The 14,830-nt window shown below is 39.4% G+C and carries 17 protein-coding genes; 11 read left to right on the forward strand and 6 right to left on the reverse strand.

Annotation, left to right across the window (positions count from 1 at the left end; all coding sequences use genetic code 11):
- The first annotated feature begins 37 nt into the window (after positions 1 to 37).
- The 5 genes from asd to J9318_RS13685 are packed head-to-tail and all read left to right on the forward strand — an operon-like array spanning position 38 to position 4,677.
- Positions 38 to 907, forward strand: a complete 870-nt coding sequence (gene asd, locus J9318_RS13665) for an archaetidylserine decarboxylase (protein WP_244731740.1) — start codon at positions 38 to 40, stop codon at positions 905 to 907.
- Positions 908 to 913: 6 nt separating this feature from the next.
- Positions 914 to 1,786, forward strand: a complete 873-nt coding sequence (locus J9318_RS13670; protein WP_210560433.1) for a DMT family transporter — start codon at positions 914 to 916, stop codon at positions 1,784 to 1,786.
- A 36-nt stretch (positions 1,787 to 1,822) separates the two neighbouring features.
- On the forward strand, positions 1,823 to 2,539 hold the full coding sequence (locus J9318_RS13675; protein ID WP_210560434.1) for a glycerophosphodiester phosphodiesterase: 717 nt from the start codon (positions 1,823 to 1,825) through the stop codon (positions 2,537 to 2,539).
- Between the two features lie 10 nt (positions 2,540 to 2,549).
- Positions 2,550 to 3,068, forward strand: a complete 519-nt coding sequence (locus tag J9318_RS13680; RefSeq protein ID WP_210560435.1) for a hypothetical protein — start codon at positions 2,550 to 2,552, stop codon at positions 3,066 to 3,068.
- Positions 3,069 to 3,084: 16 nt separating this feature from the next.
- Positions 3,085 to 4,677 (forward strand): GAF domain-containing hybrid sensor histidine kinase/response regulator, encoded by a 1,593-nt coding sequence (locus J9318_RS13685; protein ID WP_210560436.1) that lies wholly within the window; start codon positions 3,085 to 3,087, stop codon positions 4,675 to 4,677.
- A gap of 39 nt (positions 4,678 to 4,716) precedes the next feature.
- On the opposite strand, the gene epmA is transcribed toward J9318_RS13685, so the two are convergent.
- Together epmA and efp are read right to left on the reverse strand one after the other, a co-directional pair.
- The gene (gene epmA, locus J9318_RS13690) at positions 4,717 to 5,712 is read right to left on the reverse strand and encodes an elongation factor P--(R)-beta-lysine ligase (RefSeq protein WP_210560437.1); all 996 of its coding nucleotides are present in this window, start codon (positions 5,710 to 5,712) and stop codon (positions 4,717 to 4,719) included.
- Positions 5,713 to 5,876: 164 nt separating this feature from the next.
- Positions 5,877 to 6,446 carry an elongation factor P gene (efp, locus tag J9318_RS13695; RefSeq protein WP_210560438.1) on the reverse strand — a complete coding sequence of 190 codons (570 nt, stop codon included), beginning with the start codon at positions 6,444 to 6,446 and terminating at the stop codon, positions 5,877 to 5,879.
- Positions 6,447 to 6,489: 43 nt separating this feature from the next.
- On the opposite strand from efp, the gene epmB reads away from it, so the two are divergent.
- Positions 6,490 to 7,494, forward strand: a complete 1,005-nt coding sequence (epmB, locus tag J9318_RS13700) for an EF-P beta-lysylation protein EpmB (RefSeq protein WP_210560439.1) — start codon at positions 6,490 to 6,492, stop codon at positions 7,492 to 7,494.
- Between the two features lie 69 nt (positions 7,495 to 7,563).
- Here the strand turns inward: epmB and J9318_RS13705 are convergent, their stop codons facing one another.
- Positions 7,564 to 7,773, reverse strand: coding sequence for a hypothetical protein (locus J9318_RS13705; RefSeq protein ID WP_210560440.1), 210 nt, complete (start codon positions 7,771 to 7,773; stop codon positions 7,564 to 7,566).
- A 132-nt stretch (positions 7,774 to 7,905) separates the two neighbouring features.
- On the opposite strand from J9318_RS13705, the gene J9318_RS13710 reads away from it, so the two are divergent.
- On the forward strand, positions 7,906 to 8,220 hold the full coding sequence (locus J9318_RS13710; RefSeq protein WP_210560441.1) for a prephenate dehydrogenase: 315 nt from the start codon (positions 7,906 to 7,908) through the stop codon (positions 8,218 to 8,220).
- Positions 8,221 to 8,343: 123 nt separating this feature from the next.
- On the opposite strand, the gene J9318_RS13715 is transcribed toward J9318_RS13710, so the two are convergent.
- Positions 8,344 to 8,958, reverse strand: coding sequence for a dUTP diphosphatase (locus J9318_RS13715; RefSeq protein ID WP_210560442.1), 615 nt, complete (start codon positions 8,956 to 8,958; stop codon positions 8,344 to 8,346).
- Positions 8,959 to 9,091: 133 nt separating this feature from the next.
- On the opposite strand from J9318_RS13715, the gene J9318_RS13720 reads away from it, so the two are divergent.
- On the forward strand, positions 9,092 to 9,739 hold the full coding sequence (locus J9318_RS13720; RefSeq protein ID WP_210560443.1) for a peptidylprolyl isomerase: 648 nt from the start codon (positions 9,092 to 9,094) through the stop codon (positions 9,737 to 9,739).
- A gap of 91 nt (positions 9,740 to 9,830) precedes the next feature.
- On the opposite strand, the gene J9318_RS13725 is transcribed toward J9318_RS13720, so the two are convergent.
- A complete protein-coding gene (locus J9318_RS13725; RefSeq protein WP_210560444.1) occupies positions 9,831 to 10,370 on the reverse strand; it encodes a DUF3016 domain-containing protein in 540 nt (179 codons plus the stop codon).
- A gap of 151 nt (positions 10,371 to 10,521) precedes the next feature.
- On the opposite strand from J9318_RS13725, the gene J9318_RS13730 reads away from it, so the two are divergent.
- The 3 genes from J9318_RS13730 to J9318_RS13740 are packed head-to-tail and all read left to right on the forward strand — an operon-like array spanning position 10,522 to position 13,406.
- Positions 10,522 to 11,706 (forward strand): MFS transporter, encoded by a 1,185-nt coding sequence (locus tag J9318_RS13730; RefSeq protein WP_210560445.1) that lies wholly within the window; start codon positions 10,522 to 10,524, stop codon positions 11,704 to 11,706.
- 10 nt (positions 11,707 to 11,716) lie between these two features.
- Positions 11,717 to 13,072, forward strand: coding sequence for an alanine/glycine:cation symporter family protein (locus J9318_RS13735; protein ID WP_210560446.1), 1,356 nt, complete (start codon positions 11,717 to 11,719; stop codon positions 13,070 to 13,072).
- 28 nt (positions 13,073 to 13,100) lie between these two features.
- Positions 13,101 to 13,406: a hypothetical protein gene (locus tag J9318_RS13740; protein ID WP_210560447.1), complete on the forward strand. Its 306-nt coding sequence runs from the start codon at positions 13,101 to 13,103 to the stop codon at positions 13,404 to 13,406.
- A 42-nt stretch (positions 13,407 to 13,448) separates the two neighbouring features.
- On the opposite strand, the gene J9318_RS13745 is transcribed toward J9318_RS13740, so the two are convergent.
- Entirely contained in the window at positions 13,449 to 14,819 is a 1,371-nt protein-coding gene (locus J9318_RS13745) for an aldehyde dehydrogenase family protein (protein ID WP_210560448.1), read from the reverse strand.
- Positions 14,820 to 14,830 lie beyond the last annotated feature (11 nt).

Genomic DNA, 14,830 nt, shown 5'->3' on the forward strand with positions numbered 1-14,830 from the left:
ACAATAATCGGCTCACGAAAAACAGTAGGAAATGACAGTGAAATACGACAATTTAAAATTAGCCTTTCAGTACGCATTACCAAAGCATGGTGTGTCTAAACTTGTCGGTTATTTAGCAAAAGCAAAGCTTGGTTTTGTCACCACGTTTTTTATTAAAAGTTTCATAAAAGCTTACGACATTAATATGGACGAAGCGAAATACCCAGATCCAAAACACTACAAAACCTTTAACGACTTTTTCACCCGTGAGTTGGCTGAAGATGTTCGTACTATCGTTGATGGCGAAAACGAAATTGCACATCCTGTAGATGGCGCGGTAAGCCAACTGGGTAAAATTGATGATGGTCGTTTAGTACAAGCGAAAAACCATTACTACACAGCATTAGAATTACTAGGTGGCTACGAAGACTTAGCAGAGAAGTTTGATGACGGTGACTTTGCCTGTATCTACCTTGCTCCTAGTGATTACCACCGTTTGCATATGCCGGTAGCTGGCACATTAACAGATATGATCTACGTACCGGGTGACGCGTTTTCTGTTAACCCATTAACGGCGCAAAACGTGCCTAACTTGTTTGCTCGTAATGAGCGTGTTGTGGCCATGTTTGATACTGAAATTGGTCCAATGGCGATGGTATTAGTAGGCGCTACTATTGTAAGAAGTATCGAAACAGTATGGGCGGGAGAAATTACACCTCCTCGCGGTAAGTTTGTTAATCGTTGGGATTACCCAGCGGAAGGCGAAAAGTCTGTTAAGTTAGAACGTGGCGAAGAAATGGGTCGCTTTAAATTAGGTTCGACGGTGGTTTGTCTATTTGGTAAAGACGCTATTGAATTTGCCGACGATGTTAAAGCAGGCTCAACTACTCGTTTAGGTGAACTGTTCGCAACTAAAAAGTCTAACTAAACCAATATGTCAGGTTTACTGCAACTTCACCTTGGGGTACTTCTCTTAGGTGGAGCTGGACTTTTTGCTAAGTTAATTGATTTACCCGCTTTAGATATTACAGCTTATCGCGCCATTTTTGCGGCAATATTTTTAGCTATTTTTGTTCGATATAAGAAGCAATCCCTAAAGCTTCACTCAAAAAAAGATATATTAATGGCCCTGCTCATTGGCGCACTTGCCGCCATTCATTGGGTTACCTACTTTTACGCGATTCAAATTACAACAGTTGCTATCGCCATGTTAGCGCTATTCACCTATCCAATGATGACGGTTTTTATTGAGCCTTTATTTCGAAAAACCCGCCCTACCAACAAAGATATGGTATTGGGTTTAGCGGTTTTATTTGGTGTTGCTATGCTATTCCCAGACTTGTGGTTTGGTGGTGAGTCATTAAGTGACGATACGATTTTGGGCATAGGCTGTGGTTTAATCTCAGCGTTTTGTTTTGCACTTCGAAACATTTTAGTTCAACACAAATTTAGTCACTATTCGGGTGGCCAATCTATGTTTTTCCAATTTTTAGTGACCGCTCTCTTACTATTCCCAATTGCAGAGACGCCTGCGTTAACCCTAACGGCTGAGTCTATCGGTAAGCTTATTTTATTTGCTGTGGTATTTTCTGCATGTGCTCACGCACTGTTTGCGTCTGCTATTTCTTTGACTTCTGCGAAAACTGCCTCTTTAGTAGGGTGCTTACAACCCGTTTATGGTATTAGCTTCGCGTTTTTAATTCTTGCTGAAGTGCCTGCACTTGCTACTATTGGTGGAGGTTCTGTTATTCTCGCTGCGGCAATATATGAAACTCAGTCAACTAAAAAAGCGTCGGCTAAACAATAATCTACGCTCACACCAACAAAATAAAGAGTATGCCTTATGATGGTTTTTGCTCATCGCGGTGAATCGGCACTGCATCCGGAAAATAGTCGCGTCGCTATTCGTCATTGTAACGATGATATGATGCATGGTGTGGAAATTGACGTCTTTGAAACCGAAAATGACTTTGTGGTATTCCATGACAGGTGGCTTACTCGATTATTAAACATCGACAAGCATGTAACTCAACTTTCAGATTACGATTTACAGACAATCCAAGGAAATGATGGTGAGCCGTTGCCAACATTGTCATGGCTTATTGAGTATTGCTCTCAATTTGAATTTGTTTTAAATATTGAAATTAAATACCTCAAGTCTATTAAGCGCTTTGAACAAGAGTTAAGCCGACTTTGTCGTGAATTTAACTTCGATCGATCCCGTCTCATTATTTCTTCTTTTAATCACCATTATCTAAAAGATATCTCTAAACACCTGCCAGATTTGAAACTTGGTCTATTATTAGCGGTAAACCCAATAAATATTGAGTCTTTGTTAAAGGACTTTGCTTTGTATAGTGTTCATTTGGATATGGACTGCCTAAATTTAAAGCTTGTACATGCAATACAAGCACAAGGTCTAAAGGTATTTGTTTTTACTGTTGACCATGCAGAAGAAATTAAATGGCTATACGACAATGGGATTGATGGACTGTTTGCGAATCACCCAAGACAAGCTTTTAATATTATTGAGCAATTATCGATGACCTCTACTGATTAGGAGATATCATATGGCGTTAAATTTATCGACTGGTGCCGATCTATGTTTTCGTTCTGAAACCGCAAAATTACTTGCACTGAATGTGGCTCAGATTCATACAGGCATGCTAGACGGTGAAAACTCCATTGAGCAAATCGGCGACTCTTTTCAAAATCTTGCTAACTTTTGCTTGTCGATGCAAAGTAACGACGAGTGCTCAAAGGAAACACAACAAGCTGCCGCCAAAATGTATGAAAAAGTAAATGGTGCAATTGTCGCTTTCCAATTTTATGATCGCCTTGCACAAAGACTCAATCACGTTCAGGAAAACTTAGTTTTACTTGCCGACTTATTAAGTGATAACGAAAAATTAGAGAGCCCGGAAGACTGGGGTTCGTTGCGAATAAAGATTCGTTCTAGTTATAGTATTGATAGTGAAATGGCGATGTATGAAGCTGTTATGAATGGGGCCAGTATTGAAGAGGCTATTGAGCTGTTTAAAAAAGAGCTAAACCAAAGCTCGAGTGACGAAGCTATCGAGCTGTTTTAACTAGGGAAAAACATTAATGAAGTCTGCGCCGTTACATTGGAAAGAATCGGAGAGGGTAAAAAAACTTCTTGAGTATGAAGTGTTAGACACTGAAGCAGAAAAGTCATTCGACGATTTGACTGAGTTGGCCTCTGAGATTTGTGGTACTCCTATATCTCTCATAAGTTTAGTGGATCCAGATCGACAGTGGTTTAAAAGTAAAGTTGGTCTAGGTGCGAATGAAACGAACCGAGATATTGCTTTTTGTAGCCATGCAATCTTACAAGACGAAGTTTTTGAGGTAGAAGACACCAGTAAGGATGAACGCTTTTTTGATAATCCGCTCGTTACTGAAAACCCAGATATACGCTTTTACGCTGGTATGCCATTAAAATCCCCTGAAGGTCTGCCCATTGGTACACTTTGCGTAATAGATCGAATCCCTAAAAAACTCGATGCTCATCAGAAAAAGGCGTTAGAGATACTAGGGCGTGAAGTTATTAATCAATTAGAGCTTAGAGTTAAAACCAAAAGATTAGAACAGGCAAATCAGTTTAAGACTGAGTTCTTATCCAATATGTCTCACGAAATTCGTACACCACTTAACGCTATTATTGGATTTAGCGAGTTACTACTAAGTGACGCCGATACATTACTTAAAGATAAACAAGCTAGAAGCTATATTGAAAACATAGATTTTAGTGGCAAGCACTTATTATCGATGGTTAATGCGGTTTTAGAGCTGAGTAAAATTGAAGCCGGTAAGATGACATTAGAGCCTCAACATTTTGACGTATGTGACACTGTTGATAATGTTTTAAACATGCTAAACGTTAAGGCTCAAGAGCAAGGCATTAACATAAGTCACTCATATTCTTCTGATAGTAACTTTGAGGTTTATTTAGACCCAGGTAAGTTGTCGCAAATTATTATTAATTTAGTTAACAACTCTATTAAGTTTTCCAATTCGGGCACTACTATAACCTTAAACTTAGAAATTCAATCTAACCAGGCCATTATTAATATTATTGATGAAGGCGTAGGAATAAGCGAACAAGATTTACCTAATATATTTGATAAATATCATCAAGTTGGTAATAAAAAAGCACATGGCACAGGGTTAGGCTTAAGTATAACGCTTGGATTACTTGAGTTGATGAATGGCGAAATATCCGTAAGTAGTGAAGTAGGAAAAGGCACACATATAAGACTAGAAATTCCACTTCCTGTTGTTAAAAAGCAAGTACAAAAAAAGCCGACTCAATCAGAAAAACACCTTCCACCTGGAAAAAGCATTTTAGTAGTCGAGGATAACAATATTAATCAGGTGTTAGTAAAAGCTATGCTGGAAAACCTAGGCTGTATAGTGTCACTTGCAGACAATGGTTTACAGGGCGTACAACTATGCAAAGACAACACGTTCGATTTAGTATTGATGGATATTAACTTACCCGACATTAATGGTTTTGAAGCAACTGAACAAATAAAAACAAATAAGCCAAATCAGACGGTTGTCGCATTAACCGCTGATGTGTTTGTCGATGATAAAGACTCGTTGTTTGCCTTGAAATTAACCAAGCCAATTACCTTTAGCGGGTTATCAGAGGCTATAACCCAAGTGCTTTCATAGGTTGCCGCAAATTATAAAGTTACCAATGTAGCTTACTCTCTAACAACGAGAGTAAGCGAAACTTATCACTTCGTTAATGGAGTCTTTTTGTTGTGAAAGTAAAAAGAGTCTATCTACGCCCAATGCTACGCCTGCACAATTTGGAAAACCACTTTTTAAAGCATCAATCAAATTCTTATCGATTGGCATAACCGGTTTATTTAATAAAGCTCGCTGTTCGTTGTCTTTAGTAAATCGCATTAGCTGTTCTTGCTCACTTTGCAGTTCGTAATAACCATTCGCTAGCTCTATCCCTTTAAAATAGAGTTCAAAACGGTGCGCAAGCGTTGAGTTGTTTTTATTAATTCTGGCAAGTGCGGCTTGCGATGCTGGAAAGTCATAAACAAAACAAGGACACCATTGTTCTGTCGAATTATACAAGGAATTAGGCGCGCCTAAAGTAGGCTCGATTACAACACTAAACAACCATTGCAAAAGAGTATCTTTATTAGTTTCATTGTGAACCCAGTCATCATGTGGACTGTGGGCAAGCACTAGCGCTTTTAATTGGCTAATCTCAGTAGTATGTAGCTCAATATTGAATGCGTTTTGAAATGCTGTTTGATAACTAATACGTATCGCAGCCTGCGTACCCAAAAGCGTTTTCAGCAAGGCATCAACTTCATCCATTAACTCATGTTCATCATAATCTACTCTGTACCATTCCAACATAGTAAATTCGGGATTATGCAAGCGACCCGGACTCTCATTTCGAAACGCTTTGCATATTTGATAAATGGAACCACTACCTGCGCTTAATAAACGTTTCATAGCAAATTCAGGTGAAGTTTGTAAAAACAACTGCTTATTTTGTCCCGAGTTGTCATGAAAAAATTCACTACTAAATGCATCAAGGTGCACATCCGTAACAGTGCCATGACTAAGAAGTGGTGTATCGACTTCTAATACATCACGAGACATAAAAAATTGGCGAATTTTGTTAATAAACTTAGCTCGCTGCTTGAGCGTTTCAATTGAGCTACTAGGTTGCCACATTAGATTTCCCTTGTATTTACGGTACCGAACATTAAAACTAGGTTACGAAATTATTCCAAGCTGCAGGCAAAAAAAAGAGTCAGCTAAGCCGACTCTTATGTTACCAAAAATTGAATAAATCCAAACTAAACGTTACAAGTAGCGACTAGTTTAGCGTCATTAATTTATTTTTGAGCACGACCAACATAGTCGCCAGTACGCGTATCAACACGAATTACTTCACCCGTTTGAACGAATAAAGGGACACGTACTACCGCACCTGTACTTAGTGTAGCTGGCTTACCGCCTGTACCCGCAGTATCACCTTTTAGACCAGGGTCTGTTTCTGTAATTTCTAATTCAACAAAATTAGGCGGTGTTACAGCAATTGGGTTACCATTCCATAACGTTAGCGTACATACGTCGTTTTCTACTAACCATTTTACTGAGTCTGCAACGGCTTTTTCATCTGCTGCAATTTGCTCAAATGTATCGTTGTTCATAAAATGCCAAAACTCGCCGTCTGTATACAAGTAAGCTAGATCTGTATCCATTACGTCTGCGCCTTCAACTGACTCGCCAGACTTAAATGTTTTTTCTAATACTTTACCGCTAACTAGTTTACGGATGCGAACTCGGTTAAAAGCTTGGCCTTTACCTGGTTTAACGATTTCATTTTCTAAAATGTTGCAAGGCTCGCCGTCAATCATTAATTTTAGGCCAGCTTTAAATTGGTTTGTGCTGAATGAAGCCATGTCATCCTCTAAGTAGATTAATACCAAAATATAAGTGAAACGAATGATACAACAAGCAAACCTATCTGTTGAGTCCCAATGGCAAAAAGAATTGAAACAAAGTTTCACTCGCCTAGAAGATTTGCTGACTTATTTAAACATTGATGCAGAAAATATAGACCAAGATAACGAAGCGCGTCGCCTTTTTTCAATGCGTGTTCCTCGTCCCTTTGCACAGCTTATGCGCCATGGCGACGACCAAGACCCTTTGTTGCTACAAGTTTTGCCTAGTGCGAAAGAGTTTGAAAGCAAAGCAGGATTTGTCATCGACCCGTTACAGGAGCATAACGCAGAGCAACCCGGTTTATTGCACAAATATGAATCAAGAGTATTAATTATGTTTAAAACAGGTTGCGCCGTTAACTGCCGATACTGTTTTAGACGACATTTTCCTTATGCCGATAACGCAGTAAACAAACAACAGTTGTTGCAACATATTGACTACATCAAAGCACACAGCGAAATAAACGAAGTTATTTTAAGTGGTGGCGATCCGCTCATGGCAAAAGATGACGCAATCGAATGGTTTATTGGACAACTAGAGCAACTTCCTAATATTAAACGTCTTCGAATCCACACCCGGCTTCCAGTGGTTATTCCTAGCCGTATTACTAAAGGTTTAGTTAATATACTTGAAAGAGCCTCTTTCAAAACTATTGTTGTTCTTCATATAAACCATGCCAATGAAATATCGGTACGCCTAAAAAAGGGCGTTGCCCATTTAAAAAGAGCAGACTGCACCGTATTAAATCAAGCGGTGTTGCTAAAAAACGTTAACGATAATGCTGATAGTCAAATTGAACTGAGCGAGGCACTCTTTGACGGTGGAATTTTACCTTATTACCTGCACTTATTTGATAAGGTTGACGGCGCAAGTCACTTTGATATTGATGAGTCTAGAGCAATAGCCATTTATAAAGCCATGTTAAAAGCATTACCTGGTTTTTTAATGCCTAAGTTAGTGAGGGAAATAGGGGGAGAAGCAAGCAAAACGCCTATTAGCCTATAACTCTCCCCTAATAAATCCGGAACTACGATGGCACATTAAACTTTAGCAGCATGTGCCGACTACTTTACGCTACGCTGTAATGTTGATAGTAGTACCTATTAATCCGCCAGTACTGCCAACGGATGGTGACGCTAATTGAAGTTGAGCCGTGCTTGCGAGTAGTTGCAATGCGGCCTGCCCCTCTAACTCTTGTGCATTTTTAGCTAAATTAGCTGCTAATGCTTCGCCACCTTGCATTGCTTGAGATGCAATGCCATTACCTGTCGATGAAACGAACACAGTTTAACTCCTGGTTTGTTTATTCAAAGGTCATCAATTAAATAACTTTAATTGATTGTGTCGCTTTTTAGACTAGTCAATTTCAGTTAAACTAGCCACTATCATTTATCGGAAAAATTAGGAATATCTTGAGTGGAAAGTTTAATCAATAGCCTAGAAGACAATTTAAAAGAGTTATATCGCAAAGCTATCGACGCCGATAAATATATTGATGAGCTAAAAAAGCAGGGTCATGGCAAATTTGGTCGAATATTCAAAGACGACTCAGGTTTTGAATCAACAGCAACTAAGTTCATGCCTTATTTGGAAGAAACAGCAGAGCAAATTCTGTCGATTAAAGAGTCAAATCAAACCCCTGCTATGCAAAAAAACGCTATAGAATCCGTTGTGAAGAAATTACACTTATTGCATACCACTTTGGGTAATTTTAAATCTGCAATAAAATAATGGCTGTATAAAAAGGCTATTACAATATTTACAAAACCCTCGAACGTTATACAAACATTTCGAGGGTTTTAATTTGATTTACAGTATGTAGAAAATTAACAATTACTTGCTAATTTATGCCAATTAAACGCCAGGGTAAGCAGACTTTAAGCCTTGGTATACTTTGTCTTTAAAATCAGCTTGTGTTGCATCTGTCGAACGCAGTACATCCATTAACACTTCGTTGTCTTCTTTTCCGTTCCAAACCTTTATGTACTCTCCGGTTTTATAACCGTGATCTTGACGGAAAAAGTTTAATACGTTTTTACCAACGTAATGACGGAACAACTCATCAAAACTCAGTTCAGTTTGTGCCATTAAACCGGCAAATGTTGCAACATCAAAACCCTTAGTCGACAAAGTATTGGCAACCATAGTTTCAATAGTTTCCGCAAAAGTTGCTTCTTTATTTGGTGATGCTAATTCACGTTCGATATCTGCAGCGATTTCGCTAACGGCTTGTCCTGCTGCTAACCTAGCGCTCAACCCAAAGTGAAAAATGTCGATAAGCTCTAAGTGAACTTGTTCAATATCTGGTTGCTGGTGCTTCCACCATTTCCATCCGTAGTGGTCCAACATTTCCGCTAGTTCAACCCATATAGCACGATGCCAGGCAAAGCCTTGATCTCGCCATTGAGGATGTACTTTTGTATTCATCTCGTCTTGCATGGTCAACATGGTTAAAATTTGTTGTTGCATGGTCAGTTGTGCTCTTTTATTAAATGATTAGGGTTATCATAACAGAGCTATTTTTTTATGGTAGGTGGGCTTGAGGTGGTTGCGTGAACTACGTACACTCGACATATAAAAATAACAACTTCGGAATTTGTACATGCTTCGTTCACTATTAGTATCCGCTTTATCTTTATCAATGTTAATTAGCTGTGGTTCAGATGAGTCAACTCCCCCACCAGCACCAAGTTATCCTGTTTTGGAAAATGATGATACCGCTGCAATAGACGTCTCACGCGGTAATTACGCCTGCTATTCAATGGTTACTAGTCTTGGAAACATTACTATTGCGATTGACGAAAAGTATGCCCCTAAAACGTCTGCAAATTTTAAGAATTATGCCGTTCTTGGTTTTTACGATGATCTAATTTTTCATCGCGTAATTAAAGGCTTTATGATTCAAGGTGGCGGTTTTGATGCAGGATTGAACCGACCTGAAACGGGGCAGCCTATTGAGATAGAATCTCGAAACGGCCTTAAAAACTATCGTGGTAGAATTGCAATGGCTCGAACTAGCGCGCCTAATTCTGCAACCTCACAGTTTTTTATTAATACGGTATACAATGACTTTTTAAATCAGCCAAGCGCTGCTGATGGGTATGGCTACACTGTGTTTGGTGGCGTAATTGATGGCATGGATGTAGTGGATGCTATTGAATCTGTAGCCACAGGTAGTGTTGGTGGTATGAGTGACGTGCCTGTTGAACCGGTGGTTATCAATTCGGTGCGTGAAGCGTCTTGTAGTTAGTTATCAAACACAATTTGAATAGTCGTTAACAAATGCAAAAAGAGCGGACCAATGGTGCCGCTCTTTTTCATAAAATATTACTTTTGAAACTCTATACAGCTTGCATCACATTATTTTGCTGTTTGTTCCAATTTTGGATCATCGTCGTCAGGTCGCTTTCAAACCATTCTTTAAGCATACGTTTTTCGTAACGTAATGTATCGCTTCTCAAACCTAAAAGTACTGGCTTATCCATGAAGGCAATGTCTTTTAGCTCTACATTACTTTTTGAAACAGCCTGCCCATTTTTGAGCAATTGAACTTCAAACTCAAGCTTAGGCGTATCTTGGTGGCGAATAACTCTAATTTCTCTACCCATATTAAATTGGTAATCCACACGTCCAGCTAAATCGATATCGGTAAACGCGATATGTACTGAATAACCATCTGGTAAATCTTTTGATAACTTCTCGATATATGACGATAGTTTGTTCAGTAACGCCTTTTGAGATCTGTTTTTACTTTGGTCCGTTGAACGAATATCTCTAAACTCATCAGGGTTTTGAAACGTCACTTTGGAGTCATTTGCATATACTGAGTTCGGAAATACCAACATCATTGCAATTAAAGACAAAAGATTGTTAATTTTCATGTTTTTCCCCTTGCGTTACATATCTAATTTTCACATAGTCCATTGAGGTTAATGCGTAGCGCTATTTATTAGCGTTAACTACTGTTTAAATAATAGACTGCCTTAGCAACTAATGTCTAATTGAATCGAACTTAATATATTTGGAGCCCCAGTGTTTGTAAATATGCATAAAAACGTTTGGCTTTTGATGTTATCCCAAGCCTTAATGGGATCCATCGGTCCAGTCGTGGTGTTTGTTGGTGGATTTGTTGGACTAAAGCTAGCTCCCACTCCAGTTTTAGCAACGCTGCCGATCGCCTGCATGATAGTGGGTATCGCTTTTTATATGCTTCCAGCGGTTAAGTTACTGTCGACAATTGGTCGTAAAAAAGGGTTTATCATTGCCGCTACTTGGGGAGGAGTCAACTGTCTCATCACAAGCTATGCCATTTACTTACAACATTTTTGGTTGTTCTGCTTTGCCATCTTTAACTTCGGCTTCATGATTGCCAATTCTCAGCAATTTCGCTTTGCCGCGATGGAGTCTGTTAACGATGAGCATGCCAGTGAAGCAATTTCCGTAATGCTTATTGCCGGTTTAATAGCAGCCTATATTGGGCCTGAAATTGCTTACATTGGTAAAGACATTTTTAGTACTGAGTTTACTGGTTCTTTTGCCATCATGGCCTTGCTTTATATTCCGGCCATATTTTTACTGTCTAAATACGTCGATGTACATAAGTCGATTGTCAAAGTATCTGGCGAACCAAGGTCGTTAAACGAAATTATAAAACAACCTATTTTTTTAGTTGCTATAATTTCTGCGACTGTAGCCTTTAGTGTCATGAGCTTTATTATGACCGCGACGCCAATTAGTATGCATGTGCATCATGGGTTTGACATGGCTGATACAAAATGGGTTATTCAAAGCCACATTATTGCTATGTACCTACCTTCCTTTTTTACCGGTGCGTTAGTGAAACGTTTTGGACAGAAAAATATGATTATTAGTGGCGTGCTAATCTTCTTTTTATGCTTAATGATCGGTTTTTTAGGAAAAGAGTATGTTCATTACTGGGCGTCATTGGTACTGTTAGGGATTGGCTGGAACTTTATGTTTATATCGGCGACCTCACTGTTGCCATTGAGCTACGAGCCAGAAGAAAGATTTAAAGTCCAAGGCTTTAATGACTTAATAATGTTCTCATGCCAAGCAATTGCCTCTTTGTCTGCAGGCTGGGTTATCAAATCGTATGGCTGGAACAGCCTATTAACCATGTGTGTACCATTGTTGTTACTAACAATGTGGGTGGTTTATGTTTGGCATAAGAATAAGAACAACAAAAATAACGTTTAAGGTTTTTTAGATGGAATGGTTAAATGAAGTAACGGCGGCTTTCTCCAACTTTGTATGGGGAATGCCAATGATTGTGTGGTTAGTAGGTGGTGGAATATTTTTCTCCATTTACTCGCGCTTAATTCCTTTTCGATACTTGTCTCACGGCATTAGCTTGTTAACTGGTAAACACGATCATGACTCAGAAAAAGGTCAATTGACTCACGCACAAGCTCTATCAGCCGCATTAGCAGGTACCGTCGGCATGGGTAACATTAGTGGCGTTGCGCTTGCAATTACCGCTGGCGGGCCAGGCGCAGTATTTTGGATGTGGCTTACTGCCTTGCTAGGTGTTTCCACCAAGTTTTTTACTTGTTCGTTAGGCGTAATGTTCCGCAGTACAGATAAAAACGGCAATGTTCATGGTGGTCCTATGTACGTGATCATGGAAGGATTAGGTAAGCGCTGGAAACCACTGGCCTTATTATTTGCCTTTGCTGGGTTATTTGGAACCATTCCATCATTTCAAGCGAACCAGCTTACCGCTGCCTTTAGAGAAGAATTAGTCCCTGATAGTTGGGTGACAAACCCAATGATGTTTAACGCAATTATTGCTGTTGTTATTACCGCACTTGTGGCCGCGGTTATCTTAGGTGGTTTAAAACGAGTAGCCTATGTAACGAGCCGTTTAGTGCCAATTATGGCGATTAGCTACTTTCTTATGACATTAGCCGTACTATTTAATCATCTCCCTGAAATACCAGCGATTTTCTCTAGTATTTTTGTCCAAGCCTTTAAAGCCGAAGCGATATCTGGCGGTTTGCTTGGGGTGATCATTATCGGTGTATCTCGAGGTGTTTTCTCAAACGAAGCCGGTATTGGAACGGAAGTATTAGCGCATGGCGCAGTAAAAACTGATGAGCCGATTAGAGAAGGCCTAGTGGGAATGTTAGGCCCAATGATAGACACATTGTTAATTTGTACTTGTACTGCCTTAGTTATTCTAGCGTCTGGCATGTGGCAAGACGTAGAAGGCGTTAAAGGCGTTGAATTAACGATGCAAGTGTTTGGTCAAGAGTTAGGGCTTACTGGGCAGATTTTGCTTGCGATTCAAATTTTGTTTTTAGCCGCATCTACTATGTTTACTTATTGGTACTACGGCGAAAAATGTTTTGCGTTTATGGTTGGCGAGCAAAAAGCACACCTATATAAATGGTTCTACTTACTTTCGATTGTGGCTGGCTGTATTGTAACTCTGGATGTCGTGTTTAACTTCATGATTGGCATGTATGGCCTAATGGCTATTCCAACCATGTTGTCTGCATTTATTTTGGCACCAAAAGTCAAAGCGGCGGCAAAAGTGTATTTTGCTAAACTTGATGCGTAGTCAACACGCTTAAAATAAGTGAGTAAAAATGAATAAGTCGTTAGTCGGAGTGATCATCGCTTTTGCTGTTGCAGTCGCGGTAGTTTATCTCTGGGAAGTGAAAGTTAACGACTTTTCGACTAAAAACTACGAACCTAAATACACGCAATGTGAAAACGTATACGTAAGAAAAAGCCCGCATCCTTGTAACGCGGGCGATCTTATTTATATTGATGCGGACGTAGCCGATAAATATTGCACTGACAATATCATTGCGCGCTTTGAAGATAGCGTATATTGCCAATATAATGGCTTCAGAGAGGATTTAGCCGAGATTACAACCCTGGACTATTAACCTTTGTAATCTCCTTTTTCTGGCCACTTCAACCGTTATAAATTAAAGCTTTGCAATCAACTTAAACAACTTTTGTTTTAATTTAGTATATGGTGCATAACGTATCGGTGCATCCGCCCAAAAACTTCTGTGCATAATCGGCTTTAAGTGACTAAAGGTGTCGAAACCCCATTGACCGTGGTAGCTGCCCATACCTGAGTGTCCTACCCCACCAAATGGTAAATTGTGATTAACCATAAATATTACGGCATCGTTGATACACAAAGTACCAGAACTCGTTCGTTGGGTGACCAGCTTGATATTTTTATCATCGTTACTAAACATATACAGTGCGAGAGGTTTTTCTCGCTCATTAATAAAATCAATTGCTTCAGTAACAGAGTCCACTTCAATAATTGGCAGTACTGGTCCAAAAATTTCTTCTGTCATAACGCCACTTGATAAAGATGGATTAAGCAACAAAGTCGGCTCTATATACTTTTCATGTTCGTTAACGGTTCCACCTGCTATTACCGAGTCTTTTTGTGACGATATGTAATCAGAAATTCGGACAAAATGACGAGCGTTTATTATTCGGCCGTAGTCATCCGATTGTTGTGCATCTTTTCCATATTGTTTTTCTAATGCGTTTTTTAAGGCTTCAATAAACGGTACGGTTTGTGATCGATTAACCAACACATAATCGGGAGCGATACAGGTTTGACCCGCATTTAAAAACTTGCCCCAAACTAGTCTATCTGCGGTCACTTTGAGATTGGTATTTTTGTCTATTATGCAAGGGCTTTTACCACCTAGCTCTAATGTAACTGGCGTTAAGTGTTCACTCGCAGCTCGCATGACAATCTTTCCAACATTTTCGCTGCCGGTATACATTATGTAGTCAAAACGTTGCTTTAATAGCGCAGTTGTTTCTTCAACACCACCTTCATAAACGACCACGGCATCTTGATCCATATATTTGGGTATGAGAGAGGCTAATAAAGCTGAAACCGATTCTGCTAATTCAGATGGCTTTAATACCACACAATTTCCTGCTGCAATGGCGGCAACCATAGGACTTAATACCAGCTGTAATGGGTAATTCCATGCGCCCATAATAAGTACAGTACCGTATGGTTCAGGACGAATTGAACTACGGCCAGGCTGCGCGAGTATTGGCGTCCCGACGTGTCTAGGTTTACTCCATTTGGCAATATGTTTAACAGTTTGTTTTATGTCTTTTAAAACGTATTGGTATTCGGACACATAAGACTCAAATTTACACTTATTTAAGTCCGCTTTAAGCGCATCATAAATCGCATTTTCGTTCTCAAGTAACAAGCGCTTTAATGCTAACAGTTGAGACTTTCGCCACGACAAGGGTTTTGTTTTACCTTCGTTAAAGCTTGTTTTTAGCGTCTTTAAAAATTCCATGGTTTCCACTT

It is taken from the genome of Psychrosphaera aestuarii (assembly GCF_017948405.1).
Lineage (GTDB): Bacteria > Pseudomonadota > Gammaproteobacteria > Enterobacterales > Alteromonadaceae > Psychrosphaera > Psychrosphaera aestuarii.